22 protein-coding genes and 1 pseudogene are annotated in these 19,555 nt (G+C 58.6%); 15 read left to right on the top strand and 8 right to left on the bottom strand.

Going from position 1 to position 19,555, the window contains the following annotated elements:
* Window positions 1-126 (bottom strand): annotated as a pseudogene (locus AC066S_RS37305) (IS3-like element ISKol7 family transposase); the annotation flags it as partial.
* Between the two features lie 81 nt (window positions 127-207).
* Here AC066S_RS37305 and tnpA point away from each other — a divergent pair.
* The 3 genes from tnpA (at window position 208) to tnpC (ending at window position 2,639) form a co-directional block, all read left to right on the top strand.
* Window positions 208-630 (top strand): IS66-like element accessory protein TnpA, encoded by a 423-nt coding sequence (gene tnpA, locus AC066S_RS37310; RefSeq protein WP_126261794.1) that lies wholly within the window; start codon window positions 208-210, stop codon window positions 628-630.
* Window positions 627-980 carry an IS66 family insertion sequence element accessory protein TnpB gene (tnpB, locus tag AC066S_RS37315; protein WP_126261795.1) on the top strand — a complete coding sequence of 118 codons (354 nt, stop codon included), beginning with the start codon at window positions 627-629 and terminating at the stop codon, window positions 978-980. Before tnpA ends, tnpB begins: the two co-directional genes overlap by 4 nt.
* A 69-nt stretch (window positions 981-1,049) precedes the next feature.
* Window positions 1,050-2,639 carry an IS66 family transposase gene (gene tnpC / locus AC066S_RS37320; protein ID WP_126261796.1) on the top strand — a complete coding sequence of 530 codons (1,590 nt, stop codon included), beginning with the start codon at window positions 1,050-1,052 and terminating at the stop codon, window positions 2,637-2,639.
* Between the two features lie 575 nt (window positions 2,640-3,214).
* Here the strand turns inward: tnpC and sctO are convergent.
* Genes sctO through AC066S_RS37355 form a run of 7 tightly spaced genes read right to left on the bottom strand, consistent with a single transcriptional unit; the run spans window position 3,215 to window position 8,026 of the window.
* Complete coding sequence (gene sctO, locus AC066S_RS37325) at window positions 3,215-3,652, bottom strand: type III secretion system stalk subunit SctO (RefSeq protein ID WP_126261798.1); 438 nt, start codon at window positions 3,650-3,652, stop codon at window positions 3,215-3,217.
* Window positions 3,640-5,019, bottom strand: a complete 1,380-nt coding sequence (sctN, locus tag AC066S_RS37330) for a type III secretion system ATPase SctN (protein WP_478271855.1) — start codon at window positions 5,017-5,019, stop codon at window positions 3,640-3,642. The genes sctO and sctN overlap by 13 nt, the downstream gene beginning before the upstream one ends.
* Entirely contained in the window at window positions 5,016-5,642 is a 627-nt protein-coding gene (locus AC066S_RS37335; protein ID WP_126261799.1) for a FliH/SctL family protein, read from the bottom strand. Before AC066S_RS37335 ends, sctN begins: the two co-directional genes overlap by 4 nt.
* Window positions 5,621-6,319, bottom strand: coding sequence for a hypothetical protein (locus tag AC066S_RS37340; RefSeq protein WP_135171742.1), 699 nt, complete (start codon window positions 6,317-6,319; stop codon window positions 5,621-5,623). Before AC066S_RS37340 ends, AC066S_RS37335 begins: the two co-directional genes overlap by 22 nt.
* Window positions 6,282-7,121 (bottom strand): type III secretion system inner membrane ring lipoprotein SctJ, encoded by an 840-nt coding sequence (gene sctJ / locus AC066S_RS37345; RefSeq protein WP_126261801.1) that lies wholly within the window; start codon window positions 7,119-7,121, stop codon window positions 6,282-6,284. The genes AC066S_RS37340 and sctJ overlap by 38 nt, the downstream gene beginning before the upstream one ends.
* A gap of 6 nt (window positions 7,122-7,127) precedes the next feature.
* A complete protein-coding gene (locus AC066S_RS37350; RefSeq protein WP_126261802.1) occupies window positions 7,128-7,562 on the bottom strand; it encodes an EscI/YscI/HrpB family type III secretion system inner rod protein in 435 nt (144 codons plus the stop codon).
* Window positions 7,562-8,026: a hypothetical protein gene (locus AC066S_RS37355; protein WP_478271856.1), complete on the bottom strand. Its 465-nt coding sequence runs from the start codon at window positions 8,024-8,026 to the stop codon at window positions 7,562-7,564. The genes AC066S_RS37350 and AC066S_RS37355 overlap by 1 nt, the downstream gene beginning before the upstream one ends.
* A 761-nt stretch (window positions 8,027-8,787) precedes the next feature.
* Between AC066S_RS37355 and AC066S_RS37360 the strand changes: the two genes are divergently transcribed.
* The 12 genes from AC066S_RS37360 (at window position 8,788) to AC066S_RS37415 (ending at window position 19,396) form a co-directional block, all read left to right on the top strand.
* Window positions 8,788-9,066, top strand: a complete 279-nt coding sequence (locus AC066S_RS37360; protein ID WP_126261804.1) for a hypothetical protein — start codon at window positions 8,788-8,790, stop codon at window positions 9,064-9,066.
* Complete coding sequence (locus tag AC066S_RS37365; RefSeq protein ID WP_126261805.1) at window positions 9,063-9,581, top strand: SycD/LcrH family type III secretion system chaperone; 519 nt, start codon at window positions 9,063-9,065, stop codon at window positions 9,579-9,581. The genes AC066S_RS37360 and AC066S_RS37365 overlap by 4 nt, the downstream gene beginning before the upstream one ends.
* Before the next feature lie 7 nt (window positions 9,582-9,588).
* Entirely contained in the window at window positions 9,589-10,572 is a 984-nt protein-coding gene (locus AC066S_RS37370) for a hypothetical protein (protein WP_126261806.1), read from the top strand.
* 41 nt (window positions 10,573-10,613) lie between these two features.
* The gene (locus AC066S_RS37375; RefSeq protein ID WP_126261807.1) at window positions 10,614-11,702 is read left to right on the top strand and encodes a hypothetical protein; all 1,089 of its coding nucleotides are present in this window, start codon (window positions 10,614-10,616) and stop codon (window positions 11,700-11,702) included.
* Between the two features lie 46 nt (window positions 11,703-11,748).
* Window positions 11,749-12,291 carry a hypothetical protein gene (locus tag AC066S_RS37380; RefSeq protein WP_126261808.1) on the top strand — a complete coding sequence of 181 codons (543 nt, stop codon included), beginning with the start codon at window positions 11,749-11,751 and terminating at the stop codon, window positions 12,289-12,291.
* 142 nt (window positions 12,292-12,433) lie between these two features.
* Window positions 12,434-14,518 (top strand): secretin N-terminal domain-containing protein, encoded by a 2,085-nt coding sequence (locus tag AC066S_RS37385; RefSeq protein ID WP_126261809.1) that lies wholly within the window; start codon window positions 12,434-12,436, stop codon window positions 14,516-14,518.
* Window positions 14,519-14,886: 368 nt separating this feature from the next.
* Complete coding sequence (locus tag AC066S_RS37390) at window positions 14,887-15,549, top strand: hypothetical protein (RefSeq protein WP_126261810.1); 663 nt, start codon at window positions 14,887-14,889, stop codon at window positions 15,547-15,549.
* Window positions 15,546-16,532, top strand: coding sequence for a FliM/FliN family flagellar motor switch protein (locus AC066S_RS37395; protein WP_126261811.1), 987 nt, complete (start codon window positions 15,546-15,548; stop codon window positions 16,530-16,532). The genes AC066S_RS37390 and AC066S_RS37395 overlap by 4 nt, the downstream gene beginning before the upstream one ends.
* Entirely contained in the window at window positions 16,529-17,191 is a 663-nt protein-coding gene (sctR, locus tag AC066S_RS37400; protein WP_126261812.1) for a type III secretion system export apparatus subunit SctR, read from the top strand. The genes AC066S_RS37395 and sctR overlap by 4 nt, the downstream gene beginning before the upstream one ends.
* Window positions 17,188-17,448, top strand: a complete 261-nt coding sequence (gene sctS / locus AC066S_RS37405; RefSeq protein WP_126261813.1) for a type III secretion system export apparatus subunit SctS — start codon at window positions 17,188-17,190, stop codon at window positions 17,446-17,448. The genes sctR and sctS overlap by 4 nt, the downstream gene beginning before the upstream one ends.
* Before the next feature lie 98 nt (window positions 17,449-17,546).
* Window positions 17,547-18,335: a type III secretion system export apparatus subunit SctT gene (gene sctT, locus AC066S_RS37410; RefSeq protein ID WP_126261814.1), complete on the top strand. Its 789-nt coding sequence runs from the start codon at window positions 17,547-17,549 to the stop codon at window positions 18,333-18,335.
* 5 nt (window positions 18,336-18,340) lie between these two features.
* Window positions 18,341-19,396, top strand: coding sequence for an EscU/YscU/HrcU family type III secretion system export apparatus switch protein (locus tag AC066S_RS37415; protein ID WP_283810190.1), 1,056 nt, complete (start codon window positions 18,341-18,343; stop codon window positions 19,394-19,396).
* Window positions 19,397-19,555: the final 159 nt, after the last annotated feature.

The raw sequence follows: 19,555 nt of genomic DNA on the forward strand, positions 1-19,555 counted from the left end.
CGTGTCGCCAGCCAGGCGACGCTTGCCGGCTTCCAGGAACTCCTTGGACCAACCGTAATACATCGAGGCGGCGATGCCTTCGCGGCGGCAGAGCTCGGAGATGTTCTCCTCGCCCCGCAGCCCCTCCGTAAGCGCTTAGCCGGAACCCTTGCTTCGGGATCGGTATAGCTGTGCGAAAGAAGCCTCCGGCTTGGACGGAGGTTTGGGATGGGATTGGACAGCAAAAAGGACGTCCATTTGGACGGCTCAACGACGGGGTCGGTGAGCCGGCTGGAGGTTGTTGAAGGACCATCGGGGCGCCGCGTACGTTCGGAAGCTGAGAGAGCTCGGATCGTCGCCGAGAGTTTGTTACCCGGTGCCCAGGTGTCCGAGGTGGCGCGCAAGCACGGAGCGACGCGCTGGCAGATCTACGATTGGCGACGGCGGTTTCGACAGCGAGGCATGTTGCCGCCGTGCGAGGCGTCGCAGCCGACATTCGCGCCGCTGGTCGTGGAAGGTGCGTTGGAGGAGCGTCAGGTTCCGGCGATCAAGCTTGAGATCGCGATCGGCGATGTCGTGCTGCGGACGGATATGGCCATTGATGCCGAGCAGCTGTCCCGAGTGATCCGCGCGGTGCGAGCGTCACGATGATCGCGGCTGGTGCGGATCTGAAGATTTACGTTGCAACGCGGCCGATCGATTTCCGCTGTGGCCATGATGGGCTTGCGACGAAGGTGCAGGAGATGCTTCGTCTCGACCCGTTCAGCGGCGCGGCCTTCGTGTTCCGATCGAAACGAGCTGACCGAATCAAGATTTTGGTCTGGGATCGAACGGGCCTGGTGTTGGTGCACAAACGCCTCGAAGGTTGCAAGTTCGTTTGGCCAACGATCGCGGACGGCGTGATGCGGATGTCGCCGGCGATGTTCGCGGCCTTGTTCGAGGGGCTGGATTGGAGGTTGGTCCGTCCGGAAGAAGCACGGCGCCCGCAGGCGGCGGGATAACTGCGGCAGAATGACTCGGAAGCTATTTTGAACGTGGCACGCGCGGCGGCGATATGCTCGAAATAGCGCATGAGCATCGCGGCGCTGCGCGACGAAAACGAACACCTGAAGGCGCTTTTGGCGCAAACGCAGGCGGCCTTGAGCGAGCATCAGGGGGCGCTGGCGGCGTCGGAGGAAGCCCGACGTCGGCTGGAGGTCATTCTCGGCGAATTGCGACGCGACAGGTTCGGCGCGAAATCCGAGAAGCTGCGGCCAGATCAATATCACTTGCCGCTCGAAGACGTGGAGATCGCGCAAGGCATCCTGGATGCCGCGCAGGAGAAAGCCGAGAAGGTTATCCAGGGCCGATCGCGAAACGCGACGGATCAAAGCTCTCATCGCAATCGCGGCTGCTTGCCTGCCCATTTGCCGCGGGTGGAGCGGATCATCGAGCCTGCGAGCACGCTCTGCCCGTGCGGTTGCGGCGCCATGACGAAGATCGGCGAGGACGTCAGCAAGCGCCTTGACGTGATCCCGGCACAATGGCGCGTGCTGGTCACACGCCGCCCGAAATACATCTGCCGCCGCTGCTCCGGCCCTGTCGTGCAGGCGCACGCGCCGGAGCACGTCGTACCCAGCGGGCTGCCGACCGAAGCGGCCATTGCGCACGTGATTGTCTCCAAGTTTGGTGACCATACGCCGTTTTACCGCCAGTCCGAGATCTATGCGCGCCAGGGCATCCGGCTTGATCGGGCGACACTGGGCAACTGGTCCGGTCGCGCCTGCTTCCATCTTCAACCCATCGCGGACCACATGCGCCGCCACCTGGCCATGGCGGATCGTCTGTTCATGGACGAAACCACGGCGCCGGTACTCGATCCCGGGCGCGGCCAAACGAAGAAAGGCTACTTCTGGGCGATCGTGTCCGATGACCGCGGCCACAGCGGCCCAAGTCCGCCGATCGTGCTGTTCCGATATGCCCCCAGTCGGAGCGGTGCCTTCGCTGAGCAGTTCCTAAACGGCTTTGGCGGACGCTTCCTGCAATGCGATGCCTATGACGGTTATGATCGGCTGACCGAAGTCGCTCGACTGCAAGGGCCTTGGACGCTCGTGCATTGCTGGAGCCACTTGCGCCGGCGCTTCGTCAAATTGGCCCGCAACAGCAAATCGCCGATCGCCGAGGCCCCCGTTCGGCACATCGCACAGCTTTACGCCATCGAAGCCATGGTGCGCGGTGCATCGCCGGACATCCGGCTCGCCGCGCGAAAGGAGCATTCGTTGGCTCTCGTCGCCGCTTTGAAAATGTGGTTCGAGAAGCAGCTGTCGATGATCTCCAGCGGCTCGACACTTGCCGAAGACATCCGCTATGCGCTGAATCACTGGCAGGGGCTGACCCGCTTCTTCGAAGACGGGCGCCTCGAGCTCGACACCAACCCGGTCGAGAACGCCATCCGGCCAGTTTGCCTGACCAGGAAAAATGCGCTCTTCGCCGGTCATGAAATCGGGGCAGAAAACTGGGCCTTGCTCGCGTCGATCGTCGCCACCTGCAAGCTCAACGACGTCAACCCGGCTGCCTACATCGCCGAAACACTCGAGGCGATCATCGACGGCCATCCTCATAGCAGGATCGAAGACCTCATGCCGTGGCGATTCCGCAAATCGTCAAGCCAGCCCCAATAAGGGTCCCGGCTAAGCGCTTACGCCCCTCCAGCACAATACGGATCTTCTCTTCCGCAGAGTAATGCCGACGGGTCTGGCGCCGGATGTCCTTCAACACTTGTTCAGCCGCCGGCTTACGCGGCCCGGATTTCTGCTTCATCTTCGCTCCTGGTGGCTACGATGAACCAGAAATCCTCCTTCCGGAAAACCCTTCAATCTGTCTCAAGAGTGCTGACGGCGAACAACCATGGAACGACATTTACGCATTGTGCGCGTGGTGGATGATTAAGAATGCGCGCAAAAGCGACGAAGCGGCCTGCGCAAGCGCTCGCGCGTGGCGTAGCCAAGTATGAAGTTGTCGTGACGCGGGCAGTGCAACCATCCCAAAGTGCACAACTTTATCACCTTCACGCGTGCAGCCGACCGTTTGCCATCCAGTTCGGCGAGTCTTTATGCAAGGCTAGCGGACAGCTGCCATGGCATTTGTTCGTTGATCCCTGCTAACTTCTCACAAAAGCGCTGCTACGTAGAACTTCTGTCCCTCCCCCTAACGGCTACACCCGCACTGTTAGACTCTCCGCGCATTCGATTGATAATTAGAAGTCCGTCTCCTTCAGCGCGCGGGCGGTCAAGGCACACGCCAAACTGTCACACCTCTCGAGCTCCCGATATGCCTTACGGGCGGCGTTGCAGGCTTCCTGACGCGCCTGACGCGCTTGTTCGGCTTCCGACAGCGCCTCCGCAAGGCGCCGTTCGAGCAGCCGTTCGTGATCGTTCAGTGAGACCATCTTCGCTTTCGCCTCCTCCAGATCGTTGAGAGCTACAGTTTTGCCAATCAGCAGATCGTAGATCTCGCCCTCCCGTCGAGGTCGGTCTTGCCGCCATGTGCGAAGGACTGCCAGTGCAGCTTCGACAGCCGCAGCGGATTTGTCGACAGCTGACTGCCGCACTCGTAGAGTCTCATCGGCCCGGCGACGCCGCAATTTTCTCAACTCAAGCAATTGATGCACGGTCTTGGGAGTTACGCCAGGCACGTGGCAAGCTCCTGAAGCATTGCGTCGAAGCCTGTTTGTTCACATCTTGGCTGCCGCAGGAACCTGCGTATGTCCTCTATCTTGGCGATAGCCGTATCGGCGTGCGGATCGGCTCCTTCCTTGTACTCGCCGACCCGTATCAATAGCTCCACCTCCTGGTATTTAGCTAGCAGCGCCCGCAGTTCAACCGCTAACTTCTCATGCCGCGGCGACACGATAGCACTCATAGCACGGCTGACGCTTGCCAGAATATCGATAGCGGGATAGTGGTTCGACGTCGCTAAAGTGCGCGAGAGCACAATATGTCCATCCAGGATGGAACGGGTTTCATCGGCCAGAGGTTCGGTGACGTCATCACCCTCGACAAGCACGGTGTAAAACGCGGTTATCGATCCGCGATCGTTATTGCCGGCGCGTTCCAGGAGCTGCTGCAAGGTTGCAAAGACCGAGGGCGGAAAACCACGCAAGCTGGCCGGTTCGCCGGCCGCCAGACCAATCTGCCTCTGCGCGCGCGCAAAGCGCGTAACCGAATCCATGAGGAACAGCACACGCTGTCCCCGATCTCGATACCATTCTGCGATTGCCGTCGCCACATAGGCCGCCTTCACCCGTTCCATCGGGGAACGATCGGAGGTCGCAACGATAAGAACTGATCTTCGTCGCGCCTCTGAGCCGAGATCGCGCTCGATGAACTCCTTCACCTCTCGGCCACGCTCTCCGATCAGCGCTATGACTGTTACGTCAGCCGCCGCGCCGCGCACCAACATCGACAGCAGTGTGCTTTTGCCGCCGCCCGCCGCGGCAAAGATTCCCATGCGCTGTCCCTCGCCGCACGTCAAAAGACCGTCGATCGCGCGTATGCCGACTGGAAAAACGCGATCAATGATGCGCCGATTCAAGGGACCCGGTGCCCCGCTATGTACTGGAACGTGGGCTTCTGGTACCGGGGGCCCGCGAGTGGATGTGTCGAGAGGGCGGCCAAGACCGTCAAGCACCCGGCCAAGCAAGTTCCAGCCCGCGGGCACTGTCAGAGGCTCTCCCATCGGGATCACCTCAGTGAGATTAGAAAGCCCCTGTATTTCGCCAAGCGGCGTTAGAATGGCGATGTCGTGCTGAAACCCGATAACTTCCGCCGACAATTCGCACTTGTTCTCGGGATTGCGGAGCATGCACAGGTCGCCTATGCGAGCACCCGGTGCCGTTGCACGGATAATTGTCCCGACAACTTGTAGGACTCGGCCACTGACGCGCATTGTCGGCGTCTGCGCCACCACCTGGCGGGCGGCCTGAAAAAGGCGATTGATGCCGTCGTGCGAAGAATGAATGGCATCGACTGCCGTTGGCAGCTTGGGTCGCTCGGAAATCACGTTGCAGAGGCCTTTAGGCCGCTGCGCAGGCCGCACTCGATCGCGGCCAATTGGCTTTCGATCGTTGCGTCGACCAGTCCAGCATCGGTTTCAAGGATGCATCCGGCATCTTTGACCCGCGGATCAGAAACTACTTCGACGACCGCGCGCGACGTCGCCGTCGGGAGCAGTTCATTCAATCGTCTGCGAACCGTCTCGACATGCGCCGGTGCCAGGCGTAAGCGGACGACGGAGCTATGGCCCGTGAATCTCAGACTGTGCAAAGCGATCTGCACCGCAGCATCATCCGGGGCGACGGTATCGATGATCCGACGTGCGATCTGCAGACCCATGTCGACAATTCGCTCTTGATTCTCCTCCATGATCCGCAGCGACGCAACGGCGATCGCGGCTAAACGTTGTTCGATGGTCGCCTGCGCCGCTGTGAGCGCGGCTTCCTTGGCGGTCGTCTCGATCATCCCCGCAGCTTCGCGCGCCCCCTGTAAGAGCGCGTCCGCATCGCGTCGCGCTCGATCGAGCAATTGCTCAGCGTCCACGATCATCTGTGCGCTGGCCGCCGGCAAAACTCGCCCTGGGCCGAGGATGCTGACCCCGCCCGGCGTCAGTTGAACCAGTGCGACCATATCGGCATCTCTTTGCGGACCAGGCGTCGCATCGCTCGGAAGGCGTCCTCGCCGACACCGTCGTCACGGCAGGTGTCCGCCACCATCATCCAGATCGCTGCAGGGCGACGCAATCGTAGTTGGGCGCGCAGCGAATGCGGGATTGCGCCTATCGCAAGGCCGAACATCGCCGCACCGCGGTCGAGAAACGCACGAGGCGCAGTCGGCATTCCCGAAGCGCTAATCGCAGACATCAGCTCGACAGTCGGTCTCGGTAGCAGCGCAGCATGCGAAGCGAATGCGAACGCCTCTTCTCCGAGAACGGCGCGTGCCGCCGCAACATCGGCCGTCCGAAGGAGGGCGATGAGGCTGGACGCGCCGATCCAAGCTCCGGCTAGGCGGATCAGGCGTGTGGCGTCTCGCGCCGGCACAAATGCGAGCCGAATTCGTGGTGCGTTGCCAGCCGAAATAATCGCAGACGCCTCACTACTTTGGCCGCGAAGCAGCCAGCGTCCAAGCTTGACACGGATGAATGGGTCGGACTGAGCGAGGTCTATAGGTATCCACTCGGGCCAGCCAGTCGCCAGTGCATCATCGAGGTCGCTCGCAGGATCGGCGATGCAGCGCATCATCGCTCCCGCCCACGGCGTATCAAGCCATTTATCCGGGATTTTTGCTGAGCTCATGATTGGGAACATTGTTGGACCGTTCGCTTCGCCGAAGCTCATGACGCCCAATACCGTAGCTAACGCCAAAGCGCGGTCGCCATATGAGAACGACGAGCACTGCATTGCCGATCAGTGACGCCGCTATTGCACCGATGAGGCCGATCAAAAGGTGCGATGGGGCACTGCGTTCCGAAACACCGGCAGTGAAGTCCGTTCTACCAAGCGTCATATTGTCCTGATTTGCCTGTACGAGGGCAACTGAGACCCGATCGTAGGATAGGCCTCTTAAGCTATTTGCGACCAGCTCCTTGATCTTAGGCACGATCTGATCGATCGGAGCACCCGGCTTGTAACGGACGAGCACAGCAGCAGTCGACGAGACGGGTGGATTACGATCGTCACTCGCGGTTTCAGGCAAGACCGCGTGAACTCGGGCATTAAGCACGCCGTCGATACTGGACAAAGTCTGCGAAAGCTCCTGTGTGACCCCATAAATGTAGCGCACACGCTCCTCTGTGTCCGATGAGATCATCCGGTCCTTCTTGAAGAGAGTGCCCATATCGGCGAAATGATCGCGAGGCCAACCGGCCCTGTCTAAGACATTCATAGCACGAGGCACGTCTTCTGTTGGCACCACGAGCGAGGTCGTACCGCCGGTGTCTGTCGTCCGTTCCGCGCGGATGCCTTGTCGCATAAGCAACGCAAGCATTTCGTTGGCCTCGCGCGCTGAAAGGTTGCGATAGAGCTCGATCTTCGATCCGCAGCCGACCAGGGTGAATAGCACCAGAAGTGCCACCGCCCGCTTCAATACAAAAGTCACGCCCCGCGTCACCGTGGCTCATTGGCCGCTCAGGAAAGTGTCGAGAGTGTGGGTCGCCTTCCCAACCACCTTGGTCACAATGTTGTATTGCAGGCTCATAGCTGACAGCTGGACCTGCGCATCGAGCCACTCAGCCGAACGGATGCTCCCCGCGCTCATGCCTTCGGCGGCCCTGCGCGCGCCTTCCATGGGTTGCGCAAAGCCGGCGCTCAGTGTTTCCATGCCACTGAGGATATCATTGGATAGCCGAGGAACGAGAGGCCCCCCTCCCTCCTCCGTCAGCCCGCCTCCAGCCATGATCAGCGGCTCATCCGCTCGCCGCGATGGCACAGGCGGCTCGAGTGCAGCTTGAAAGGCCTCGACGGATTCAGCCGATACTTTCGATGTGGCTGGCATCTCCATCACCAAAAAGGCTGGCCCTGTTTGCGGGAGGATACTACCTACGCTGCTCATTAACTGTCCTTTCCTGCGGTATCGGCTGGCGCGGTCTGGCCTAAGGCTATGAGGAGCCCGTCGAGGCCCGGCTCCCTGCTTGGCAGGTGCCTGAGCACAGTATCGCGTTCGCTTAGGCGTCCATTCAGCCCAAGAGCCAGGGCCTGAAATGCCATCCCATATGCATCATTTGCTTTGGCTAGAGGATCAAGGCGTTCCAGCGCTGCTGGAATATCGCCTGCCGTCAGATCTGCGAGCGCATAGGCAATGACAGACTCCCGACTGCCCGGCGCGATGATGCCAAGCCCCTTCGCGATCCGCCTCGCCCTCACCACGTCGTTTGTGACACAAGCCAAGAACGCCACCTCTGTGAGACGCCGCAGCAGTCCGGAGCGACTGTCGGATGTCAGAGAACTCGAGAACAAAGACATACGTACCGAATCCCTGTCCCTAACCAGGTGCTCTGTTGTTTGCCGATCATCCATGTCATATCCTGCCACCGACCTCCGCCTGGAAAACATCGCGCCTGAGCCCCGGAAGGGCGCACACGCTCACAACACGTCCGGTCACCAAGAACTCATCTCGCCACCAGACCGGACCGGCTGCCGAGTGGCCTTGCGCGCTGCAAGCGATCAATTCTCATGATGATCTAATCCCGCCTCTCGCTCGGCGCCAATACAATACGAGCATGAGGTAATAACGGTAGCCTATGGAGAGTTGCGGCCTCAGTCACCCGCTCCGTCCGGCACAAAGTGTGAGCTGCTCGCGGGCATTTGGTCCAAGGCGACTGCATAACCCGATCCGCCACCAATGCGATCCTCATCGTTACCTGCTCAAGGCAAAAAATGCCTACGACTCGGCGACGAGGCTCTCGCCGAACGATGCATTTAACGCAACGACACGCATTTCCGGGTTAGCGCCGTCGTCTCAGGCGCTCGCGCTGAAACGCACCGATTCATCACCGGGGCGCCTATGCCTTCATAGCGATCAAGTATTTTGCGCCATGCGCCGCTTCTGGTAGCGACGTGCGGGCGTTGATCCAACCCTGTCAGGAGAAAGAACGTTCTCCGTGAAGAGGAAGTGCATTCTGGCACACCATATCATTGCCAGACGATGGACGTCGGTGGCTTTGAGCGGTCGGCCGCGACAGCGGGTCGCGGCCCTCGAGCGGAGCTGGTGGCGCAAGCGGTTTCGAATCCCGCTCGCGCTGCGGTGCGTTGGCAAGGAGACCGTCTGGGAGGGGTCAATGAGCCTCAATGACACGATGGAGACTGCGCGACACACCATCGCACAGATGGATAGTCTCTTGGCGCGGGCCCGTGAACAACTTGGTCGTTGTGCCTGCCCTTTAGGCGATGGCACTATGAGTGCCGCCTCAATTTCCGCATTTGTCGCCGATCAGGACGAAGCGTTTCAAAGAGCGTATGCAGCCGAGCTGGCGGCCCTCAATCATATCCTGCCAGCGCCTGAATCGATGTCGCGTCTCGCGCTCCAACCCGTCTCTACCGAGAGAGCGACACGATGAGAATGGCGGATGGCGGGCTATTGAATGGTGGCGACACGACAGACAGCCAGCGGCTGGCACAGCTCGCCACCGACTTCGTGGTAGGGCGCACGGACCTAGCTAGTGTCATTGGGATCACGGATGATGAGCTTGAGGCATTATATGTATTTGGCCACCGCTACTATTCTTGTGGCAAGTATGAGGAGGCGCGGAATTTTTTTCGCTTCTTGTGCCTACATCGGCACATCGACGCACGATTCTGGTTTGGTCTGGCAGCTAGTAGTCAAATGCTTGGGGACCCAGAGAACGCCGTGCAGGCCTATCGGCTAGCGGGACTCCTGAATAGTGAGGACCCGCAGATCCCGCTTCGAACTGCCGAATGCTTCATCAAACTAAATCATCTCACAGCCGCGATTACCGCACTTGAGAATGCCTTGGCGCTGAGTGTCAGGAGGCCCGAACACAAGGCTTTGGCCGGACGTGGGCTGATGATGCTTGACCGCCTCAAATCCCAACTAGGGTCCAACGATGCATAGAGTGAACATGTCGGCGTCGACGAGCAAGCCGCTACCCGAGGTCGGGACGCTGCCCTTCAGTGCCTCCGCTACCGGTCTTTCGGGCAATGGCCGCAAGACTGACGCCAGCCTGTTGTTGCACTCAGTTTCCGAAAAGGCTGTTGCGTCAGGTTCGATTCCAAGTTTATCGGCACCACGTGCGTTCGATGCGATTGACCTCCTTACCTCGTTTCTGGCTCTGAAGACCAAAATGGCCGATGAACAGGTTGCGGCGGGAATAGAGGACGTGCGACATTGGGGAGAGCAGCAAAGACAGTTGCACGAGAAAATTTCCAAAAGCATCGTTGAAGCGGCAAAAAGATCGGCAGAAGCAAAGAACAGCTCCGGCATCATGAAGTTCTTCGGATGGCTAACGGTCGGATTGACGGTCCTAGCTGCCATCGCCACCGGCGCAGCTCTTCCGGTCATGGCGGCGGCAGTGAGCGTTGGAGTAGCGACTCTCGTCGAGACGGGTGGCGTAGATAAGATGACTGCGGCAATTGTGAAGAGTCTCGAGAAAGACGGAATCCATGGCGACAAGGCCAGCACCTTGGGGGCGGTCATCACGATTGGCATCATATTCGCTATCTCGGTGCTAACAGTTGGCGCTGGCTTTGCCAGTGGAGCCGCGAGTGGATTGCGTATCGCCGCCTTGATACCATCCAGTTCTGTCAAGGCTGTTCAGATAGGCCAGAGAGTTTCGACAGCGGCTCGAGTCGGCGGGGCAATGGCATCGCTGGGCGAGGCTGGCGCCGGCATCGCCAATGGCATCCAGAAGAAGGAGGCAACGGACGCCCAGGCGGAAGCGATAAACATCAGCAGCTGCATTGCAAGACTGAGATCACTGCAAAGTGATGAAATGGACTTCATCAAGCAGTTGCTTCTCGACAGGACGACGACCACGCAGACGGTTGCCGAAGCCATTAACCGGCAGAGTGATTCCAACGCCAAGCTCGTAAGGGCCTTCGGCTGACAGGCTGCGTGGACCACTTGTCGAACTAAAGGAATGTAGCGATGGTATTTGCTGTGCAACGTGAAACGACCGTTGGCGGGCACGACCGGTTGGATGCAGCCGTGCATGAACAACTTCCGTGGGTGCCGATCTCTGCTACGGTCCGCGGCAGAAACGTGCCGGAAGGCGAGATCCCACTTCCTCTTGCGGACCCCGTCAAGGCGCGAGGTTGGGGATCAGTTGACGTACGCGATCCCGCGGAAGTTGTGATCCGCGAGAAGCTTTCCAACGTCGATCTCAAGCTGAAGGACTTTGTTACGGGGAACGACGCATCAGCAGTCGCCGCGGTTTTCGTTCGGCTCAATGCGGAGCTTCGCAAAGCGGCGAGGTCGGACCGGTCGGCGGCGCTTAACGTCGAGATCGCTGCGCAGGAAGCTGCTGCCAAGGCGCTTCGCAGTTCAGGACTATGCCAATTGTTTGGCGCAATAGCCACCTCTGGCGGCGCGATATTGGGGGCCGGCGTGAACCTCAAGGGTGCTCGACAGATTCAAGCGCGCTTCGACGAGGTGTATAAAGCCAAAATCCAGGCCCCGCTCCCGAAGTCCAGGGTGGAGACACCAACCCCGAACAGCCCTTCAGGTCAAGCGCAGCGCTTCGACAAATCAGAAGGCGAGCTGGAGCTACGCGACGAGCCTCACGGCAAAGGGCAGATTATCCAAGCGCCGGAGCGCGATGCGTGGTCCTCGCAAGACGACATCGAGATGACACGCCTGAATTCGAGCAGAAGCAATACACTGGGCGACCCGCATAGGCTGGACGCGCCGAATAGCACGACGGACCCCCTTGAGTTTACGCGCGTTGTCCAGGCGCAGACAGAAGCCCAGCAAGAGGCCATGAGATGGAATGGCATGGGCACAATCGCGACGGAAGCCTTTAAGCTTCCGGGAGCCGGCCTGAACATGGGCGCGACGCACTACCAGGAGGAGGAGGCGCAGCTGCAGGCGGACAGCACCAGGGCGCAGGCGCAGATGGAGAACGAGAGTGAATTCCTGGCGAGCTATGAGACGACGATTCAGGACGTCCTGGGCGAGCTTGCCGAAATTCGTCGCGCCGATAGCGAGGCGAGAAGCAAGATCGTTTCTATGGCTTGAGCGTATCGTTCGGGCGAAAAACGTCTGAGTTTGAGAAGGTCCTAAGATGATCAAGGCGATGTCTGGATACCAGCCCACTGCGTGGGCCAACAGCGCAGGAAATGTTCTCCCAGGAGGTCTGTCTTTAGCCTCGATCATGGCGCTGGTTCTGATGGAACGGCACGACATTTACCAGAATCAACTCGGATCTCAACTGGACGACATGCAGGCGCGCAACAATTTGCTGAAGGATATGAGAGACGCAATGGCTGCGCTGCGGACCAATCGACCTCCCGATGAATGTAAGGTAAGAGACTACGGCAGCTTCGTCGATTGGCAAGGCAAGACTCAGGATGTGTTTGACTGGATGCAGGCACACGGCATATCCATCGAGAAGGAGAAGGGTGACAAGAAAGGCGTGCAGTCGCAGTTCGATGCTGCCATCAACAACCTCAACGGGGCGATTGACAGCGCCAATAGCGAAGGGGAGATGGCGATGATTTATTTCCAAAGGCTGCTTGATGACGTCAATCGGGTTGCTGAACTGATGTCTAACGTTGTTTCGAAGGATGAAAAGACGAAGGGGATGATCGTAGGCAACCTTCGTTGAGAGACGTTGACAATGAGTAGTGCAGAACGGCGGAGATCATCCCAGTTCTGCACACCTGTTCCCAGGGTTGCAATGAATGCAAGTGGTGCAGCAGATGAAAAGTTGAACGGATGCGCATTCTCAGGGGGGCGCCGCGTCCTCCATGTCTAGCAAGACCTTGCTAACGTTCCTTTGTTTACTGCTTACGCGATGTGCCGGCTCAGACTCGATTGCTGAACGCGGCGTTTGGCTGGCTTCGCCAAGCGTCGGCTCGCATGCACCGAAACCATCCTTCTCAGCGAGCACACTGCAAGCACGTAGCTTTGAATTGCTGGCACAGCCTCCGACCCGGCCAACCACCGCCCCGGTGGAGCGGCGGCTGCCGGTCACCGCTGATAGCACTCGCGTGAGCCTCGACTATGCCAATGCCGATATTCGGCAAGTTGTGAATGACATCGTGGGCGACATTATGAGCATGCCCGTCATCATCGATCCAGGCGTTGGGGGAAAAATGGCACTTCGGACCTCGAGCAAAGTCCCCGTGAGTGATGTGCCGCGATTACTCGACGAAGCGCTGGCGCCGTACGGATACGGACTGGCCGTCGTTGACCGCGGAGTTCGGGTGGGGCGCTTGGTCGATCTCGCCGGCGGAGCACGAAGCGATGTTCAAGTGATCCCCGTGCGCTATGTCGATCCAGCCGATGTCATAAAGGTGATCCGACCAAACGTCGAGGAGAGCGTGCGTCTGACACCCGCGCCAGGAGAACAAGGTATTGCCGTCACTGGGCCACCCGACTTGGTGAGTTCCGTGCGCGAACTCATTGGCTTGCTTGACACCGATGCGATGGCTCACAAATCGTTTGCGCTGTATACGCTGGCTCATGCGAGTCCGGCAGCGATAGAGCGAGAACTCAGTTTTTTGTTCAGCCAGAATAGCCGGGGCAGAGTGCGCGTTCGGCTTGCGCCGCTCGAGCGGCTGAACGGCATTCTTGTAGTAGCGGACGACCCTGAAGTACTTCAGCAAGTTCGTCGGGTTATCGCCCAGCTGGATAAGACATCGAAGACGGCGGCAAACATTCACGTGCATCCGCTTCGGTATCGAAGGGCTGCGGAAGTGGCGCAGGTGCTAGCACAAGTCTTTGGCGCTCAGCTGCCGCGTGCCGTATCTCGCGCGCAACCGGCGGGAGAGGTTGGAAAGTTGTCCATCGGAAGCGCATCCGATCGATCGAATTTGCCCCTAAACATTCCCGGCCTGTCGGACGAAAGATCAGATGCGGCCGCATCAACAACGCAAATAAAGGACGATGCGGTGGTCTCCGCCGTCAGTCTTGGCCTGTCGGCGCCAGTTCGGATCCAGGCGGATCCCGGCCAAAATGCACTCGTGATCTTCGCAACGCCCGACGACGACAAAATCATCGAGGCCGCGGTTCATCGGCTTGACGTCAAGCCGCGGCAGGTCCTAATCCAGGTCATTGTCGCGGAGGTGCGGTTGAGCGATCATTTGCGATACGGTGTCGACTATCTTCTCTCCTCGCCGGATTTGGGTGCCGTTCCACAAGGTGGTTTGTCCTATGTGTTCCCGAATAGTGATGTCAATGTTGTGCTACACGCACTAAGCGGCGTCGGGGACGTCAAGGTCGTATCGGCGCCACGAATTCTCACAGTTGACAATCAAACCGCGACAATCGAGGTGGGCGATCAGGTTCCAATCCTCGCGCGATCCTCACAATCGACGCTAAGCCAAAGTTCAACAATCGTGAACGATGTCGAACTACGCCACACAGGGGTCATTTTGGCTGTAACACCCCGCATTGGCGCCGGAGGTAGCGTGACGCTCGACTCCTTTCAGGAGGTCAGTACCGCGAACAAGAACACACTGACCAGCGTCCAATCCCCAATCATTTCGGTACGCCGCCTCCAGAGCACCGTATCGACACGAAACGGCGACACGATCGCGATTGGCGGCTTGATGCAGGACAGCACTAACCGGATGGATTCCGGGGCTCCGGTGCTGAAGGACATTCCGTTGTTGGGATCCCTATTCGGCAGCATGGAGCATGCCAAGGACCGAACTGAGCTCTTGGTGTTACTGAATCCTCGGGTGGTTGAGAGTGGCGCCGATGCGCAGGCTTTGACCGAGGATCTGCGGGAGAAGTTCGAATCGCTAGCCCCCGATCTCGGCCGCCACCTGAAGCCCCAACGTAGGCCTCGTTCCCAGGCCACGGCTTTGAAGGCTACCGCGCGGTAGGCGCAGGGCGGAAACTGAGCGGCCTCCTAGCGCTGGTCTCTGCTCATTGAAACCGGCCATTGGACGCCGAGCATATTGTTCCAGAAAGGCATAACGTCATCAGTTGAACCCCATATCGAGATTGTATTGGCTTCCGCTCGGCCGTGAGTAGATGAAGAGGCGGATGCTACTCCGTTGAGCGAGTGCCCGCTGTTCTCCTAGGATGTAGGTTCCGCCCGACGATGTCTGGAGATGTATGTCCTGCGAAAACTACTGTTGTGGTTCGGTAAGTCCCCGCGATGGTGAATGGGGTGCCCTGCCGGGCGCTTCAGCAGCCTTAGCCAGGGGACCGATTCCCGTAGCGGTCGAACTCGGTGGAGAGAGTTTAGATGCAACTAGCGAGAAGCGTTGCAAGGTCGTGCATCACGCCACGTGATCGTTCAATTGCGGTGGCGGCGCCGGTCCCCAAGCTTGTGCCTACCGAGGATATCGCTCGTTTCTCGCAAATGCTCGAGGAGGCGAATGTACACGCTTGCGAAGCATCCGATCGGGCGCCCGATTGCAGGGATTTCGGCAATGATCCGCATGATCTGGCCGAAAGCGAAAGCGCCACGTCTTCTCCCTTGATTGCCGGTTCAATCATTGGTGCCATGCCTGGCCCTATACTGCGCCGGCGAGCACTGGAACAGCTGTCACGATCGGTTGAACTCGTAGAGCTGACCAGGAGGATTACTGAGCACACTTTCGTCAGCTGGGATTATGGCGGCAATACCGAGGTGCACGTCATGCTGAATTACGAACTATTCGGCAATGCGCGTGTGATCGTCAGTTTCCAGCCTGATACCCTAAGGGTTTGTATCGAGTCCGAGCGGCTTTGGCGTATCCTGCAGGTACATGGCTATGCATTTGCCCGCGATTTGTCCGATCGGCTTGAAATGCGCATCGTCATGATCGTCTTCGCCTGCAGCTCAGTGCTTGACGAACAAGGCAGCAAGGGGCGATCTCGTAGATTTGAGACACCGCTCTACTACAAAATTGAGAGGGGCGCGTGATCGACCTGCCCTGTTATGGCCAATGTGAGGCTGCCGCCCTTTCGGATCTTGCTAAACGTCTGCCGGTGCCCTTCAACATCGCTGGCGTCGACGTGGAAGCTGTGATGCCAGGTTCGAGGCCTCCGCGCCTGCCAGCGGATTACTGCCAGGCCCTGATGCGCCCACGCGGCCACAGGATTCGCGTTACAGTTGACTCGACGCTGCTTCCGGCGGCGGCTGTGCAGCATTGGCCAGAAATTACCGCATTGCCTCCGGGTGACGGCCTGCGAGAAATCCTGTTCGACATTGTCTTCCGAGATGTCGCGATCCAGGTGGACCAATGGTGTGGGCATCGGCCGATCTGGTCTTCGGCGGAGGGCACTGAAGCGTTTCCGTACGCATTTGAGATTCTTCGCTTGGAGCGTCCAGGCGACATCCTTGGGCTGGTCGAATTCGATGTCGGTGGACTGCAATGGATCGCCGACTGCTGCTCTAGACTTCCGGTCGTGTGCGCCGTCCTCGATGATCTGTTCCTTTCTCTCGATCTGGTGGTCGCACGCATCAGCCTTATCTTGGCGGATCTGCATCAACTCGCTTCAGACGATGTCGTACTGCTGGATACCTCCCCTGTCGGTCATGACGGCGTCATGAGTGTTCTTCTATGCCTTTCTGGCAGTCCTTGCTTTCGCGCCTCGATCGTCAATGGCCGCCTTGCCATCCTTTCAGCTGTGGACTGCATGATGGATAGACCGGATCCGCTCCCGCCGGAAACCTTCGACAGCATTGATCTTCCTGTTGATGTGGCTGCTGGACGCCTGACCATGCCGCTCAGGCAGATTCGCGAATTGGCTGTCGGCCAAGTGCTGGATCTTGGTTATGATGCCACGACCAATATCAGCTTGCGCGTCAATGGCCAGGTCGTCGCAACGGGCGAGCTGGTGCGCATCGCCGACCGAACAGGTGTGCGCGTGCACGACTTGCGATTAGCACGAGCAGAACCATGACGGCGCTGCCGGATCCCGCAACGCTGATAGTACTAATCGCCTGCGTTGCGATCGCCCCCTTCGTTGCGATTACCGTTACCTCTTACGTGAAGCTCGTCGTGGTCTTTGGGCTCATTCGCAATGCGCTCGGCGTTCAGAACATCCCGCCGAACATGGCTCTGAATGCGATCGCCATCCTGCTGTCCGTCTACATCATGCAGCCAGTGGCCAAAGGTGCGTACGAAGCCGTGCGTGACAAACCAATCGCATCCCAAGATATCCGCGAATTAGGGACAACGATAACGCTAGCTGCCGAGCCAGTTCGCAACTTTCTCCTGAAGAACACGTCGCAGCGGGAACGTCAGTTTTTCGTCAATGCGACTCGGGGATTGTGGAGCAAGGAGGACGCCGCCGCCATAACCGGTAACGAATTTATGATATTGATTCCGGCCTTCATGACATCCGAACTGCAAGACGCGTTCAAGATTGGCTTCTTATTGTTTCTACCGTTTATCGTCATCGATCTCGTCGTTTCCAACATCCTTCTGGCAATGGGCATGATGATGGTTTCGCCAATGACCATATCCTTGCCATTCAAGCTGTTCTTGTTCGTTGCCGTGAACGGGTGGCAGCGCCTAATTCATGGTGTCATCTTCTCCTACGCGGGAGCAGCACCATGAATACCGCCACACTCACCAATCTTGCCATTGGTGCGCTCAAACTGACACTCGTCCTGTCGATGCCCACAGTCATCGTCGCTACGGGCATCGGACTGATCGTCAGTGTTGTGCAAGCTCTGACCCAAGTTCAGGAGCAGACACTCTCCTTCGCCGTGAAGCTGATATGCGTGAGCCTGATCCTGGCGGCCACCGCGAATTGGTTTGGTGAACTTGGCCGGTATACGGTGAACATCTTCGACCAAATCGCGGGAATATAAGTCTGGGGCGCCAGGAACTTGCTAACTTTGCCTCTCTTCGCCGAGCGGCACGCAACAAGAGCGACCGTCGCCAGCCAAGCGCCAGAGCAATCCATTCCATGTCACCAATTGACCCAGCTCATCTGCATACTTTCCTGGTTGTCCTTGCGCTTGCGATGTCACGCGTGACAGGGATGGTGCTGGTCATGCCTTTTCTAGGACGCGGTATGGTGACGGCGCGGGCGCGCAATGGCCTGATCATGGCATTGGCGCTGCCGGTAATGGGGTTTGCTTGGGCAACGAGGCCTGCGGATCTCGACATCGCACGTCTGATGCCGATCCTGGGCCTGGGGCTCAAGGAACTCTTGCTCGGGTGCCTCCTGGGCATGCCAATTGCCGCGACTATGTGGGGTGTGGAGACCGCGGGCACGTTCATTGACCACCAGAGGGGGGCCACGATGACAAGCCTCTTGAGCCCGGCGAGCCTCAATCTGGACTCACCGCTCGGGACCTTCCTGGCTCAGCTTTACGCTACATGGCTGTTCGTCAGCGGCGGCTTTTCCAAACTATTAGCATCGCTCTATCGCTCCCATGACATTTGGCCGCTGTGGAGCTTTCATCCTGCATTCGGTCCAATCTTCGTCACCAGTGTGTTAGATCTTGCAGACCTCGTGATGCTACTGACGTTGCTTCTCGCCGGCCCAGCCATCGTTGCGATGTTTCTCAGCGAGTTGGGCTTGACACTGGTCAGCCGGTTTGCGCCGCAACTGGAGGTCTTCTTTCTCGCTATGTCGGTCAAGAGCGCAGTTGCCCTTCTGCTGCTGATTCTATCGCTCACGATCATTTTGGCCAATGCCGACAAGCATATGCCGTCGCCTGTCGCGATCGTCCATCGCATCACCAGGTGATTGCGGTGACCGGTAGAAAGACCGAAAAGCCGACTTCCACGAGGCTGCGGGACTTGCGCAAGAAGGGACAGGTTCCGCACAGTAAGGAAGTCGTGTCGGCGGCTGTGACCCTCGGGTTTTTCGCGTTGTTCTTCGCCTATTTGCATGACCTAGTCGAGCGGCTTAAGGCAGCGATCCTGTTGCCTGTAACGTTTCTTGACGGGGACTTCCTGATTGTCAGCCGACGGCTACTCGAGTTTTATTTCGGTGAATTACAAGGTATGGTCGCCCCCTTCCTCGGCGTCGTCCTGGTCATCGGCGTCGGCGCTAACCTGCAGAACGGGGCGGTTTTCTCCCCGGAGGCTGTCACGCCGTCGCTGAAAAAGCTGAACCCCGGTGAGAACGTCAGAAGGATAGTCTCGCTGCAGAATCTCGTCGATCTGGGTAAGGCGATCGTGAAGGTGCTAATACTCGGCCTCGTCATAATGCTTGTGCTGCGCCAAGGTGTGCATGCGCTCGTGTGGACACCGAGCTGTGGCATATCGTGCCTAAGTGCGGTGACGAGTAACCTGCTGCTCGAGATAGCTAATTATGTCGGGGCGAGCTATCTTGTGGTGGCAATTGCGGACTTTGCGTTCCAGCGATGGCAGTTCACGAGGAAGAATTTGATGTCGCTGGACGAACTGAAACGAGAAGTTAAGGAAAATCAGGGCGACCCTGAGTTCAAAAACCGACGCAGGAGCCTCCATTCCCAATTGTTAGCCAAGAACGCGATTGAGCAGTCGCGTAGAGCGACCGTTTTGATCACCAATCCCACACATATTGCAGTGGCTATTTACTACGATCGGCAGCGCACTCCCCTGCCCATGATCGATGCCATAGGTACCGATCTCTTGGCGCAGCAAATGATTGATGCCGCGGCCGCTGCGGGGGTGCCGGTGATGCGAAACATTCCGCTGGCGCGCGCGCTCCTGAAGGACGGGCTGGTGGATGAGTATATTCCATCGCACCTGATTGTACCTCTCGCGACGGTTCTGCGGGCGCTCGGAAAAGTGGCGGCTGAGAACGGTTATCGGTCCTGACTTCAGCTTGATGGTTTCTCGCAGTTTTCAACTGAGGTGGACCCCGGATTTTGGACCGGCGGCTTAGGTGGTGCGGATGCCGTTCCGTTTTGATAAACGGAGCGGACCATGAAGAAGACGAGACGGACAATCGATGCGGCGCTGAAGGCAAAGATCGCC

Source organism: Bradyrhizobium sp. CFUWI (assembly GCF_056429085.1).

What these genes read in the sequence shown, in the direction of transcription:
- tnpA (WP_126261794.1), top strand. Translation starts at nt 208, where the DNA reads ATGGGATTGGACAGCAAAAAGGACGTCCATTTGGACGGCTCAACGACG.
- tnpB (WP_126261795.1), top strand. Translation starts at nt 627, where the DNA reads ATGATCGCGGCTGGTGCGGATCTGAAGATTTACGTTGCAACGCGGCCG.
- tnpC (WP_126261796.1), top strand. Translation starts at nt 1,050, where the DNA reads ATGAGCATCGCGGCGCTGCGCGACGAAAACGAACACCTGAAGGCGCTT.
- AC066S_RS37335 (WP_126261799.1), bottom strand. Translation starts at nt 5,642, where the DNA reads ATGGTCGCACTGGTTCAACTGACGCCGGGCGGGGTCAGCATCCTCGGC.
- AC066S_RS37340 (WP_135171742.1), bottom strand. Translation starts at nt 6,319, where the DNA reads ATGTTCCCAATCATGAGCTCAGCAAAAATCCCGGATAAATGGCTTGAT.
- AC066S_RS37350 (WP_126261802.1), bottom strand. Translation starts at nt 7,562, where the DNA reads ATGAGCAGCGTAGGTAGTATCCTCCCGCAAACAGGGCCAGCCTTTTTG.
- AC066S_RS37355 (WP_478271856.1), bottom strand. Translation starts at nt 8,026, where the DNA reads ATGGATGATCGGCAAACAACAGAGCACCTGGTTAGGGACAGGGATTCG.
- AC066S_RS37360 (WP_126261804.1), top strand. Translation starts at nt 8,788, where the DNA reads ATGAGCCTCAATGACACGATGGAGACTGCGCGACACACCATCGCACAG.
- AC066S_RS37365 (WP_126261805.1), top strand. Translation starts at nt 9,063, where the DNA reads ATGAGAATGGCGGATGGCGGGCTATTGAATGGTGGCGACACGACAGAC.
- AC066S_RS37370 (WP_126261806.1), top strand. Translation starts at nt 9,589, where the DNA reads ATGTCGGCGTCGACGAGCAAGCCGCTACCCGAGGTCGGGACGCTGCCC.
- AC066S_RS37375 (WP_126261807.1), top strand. Translation starts at nt 10,614, where the DNA reads ATGGTATTTGCTGTGCAACGTGAAACGACCGTTGGCGGGCACGACCGG.
- AC066S_RS37380 (WP_126261808.1), top strand. Translation starts at nt 11,749, where the DNA reads ATGATCAAGGCGATGTCTGGATACCAGCCCACTGCGTGGGCCAACAGC.
- AC066S_RS37385 (WP_126261809.1), top strand. Translation starts at nt 12,434, where the DNA reads ATGTCTAGCAAGACCTTGCTAACGTTCCTTTGTTTACTGCTTACGCGA.
- AC066S_RS37390 (WP_126261810.1), top strand. Translation starts at nt 14,887, where the DNA reads ATGCAACTAGCGAGAAGCGTTGCAAGGTCGTGCATCACGCCACGTGAT.
- sctR (WP_126261812.1), top strand. Translation starts at nt 16,529, where the DNA reads ATGACGGCGCTGCCGGATCCCGCAACGCTGATAGTACTAATCGCCTGC.
- sctS (WP_126261813.1), top strand. Translation starts at nt 17,188, where the DNA reads ATGAATACCGCCACACTCACCAATCTTGCCATTGGTGCGCTCAAACTG.
- sctT (WP_126261814.1), top strand. Translation starts at nt 17,547, where the DNA reads ATGTCACCAATTGACCCAGCTCATCTGCATACTTTCCTGGTTGTCCTT.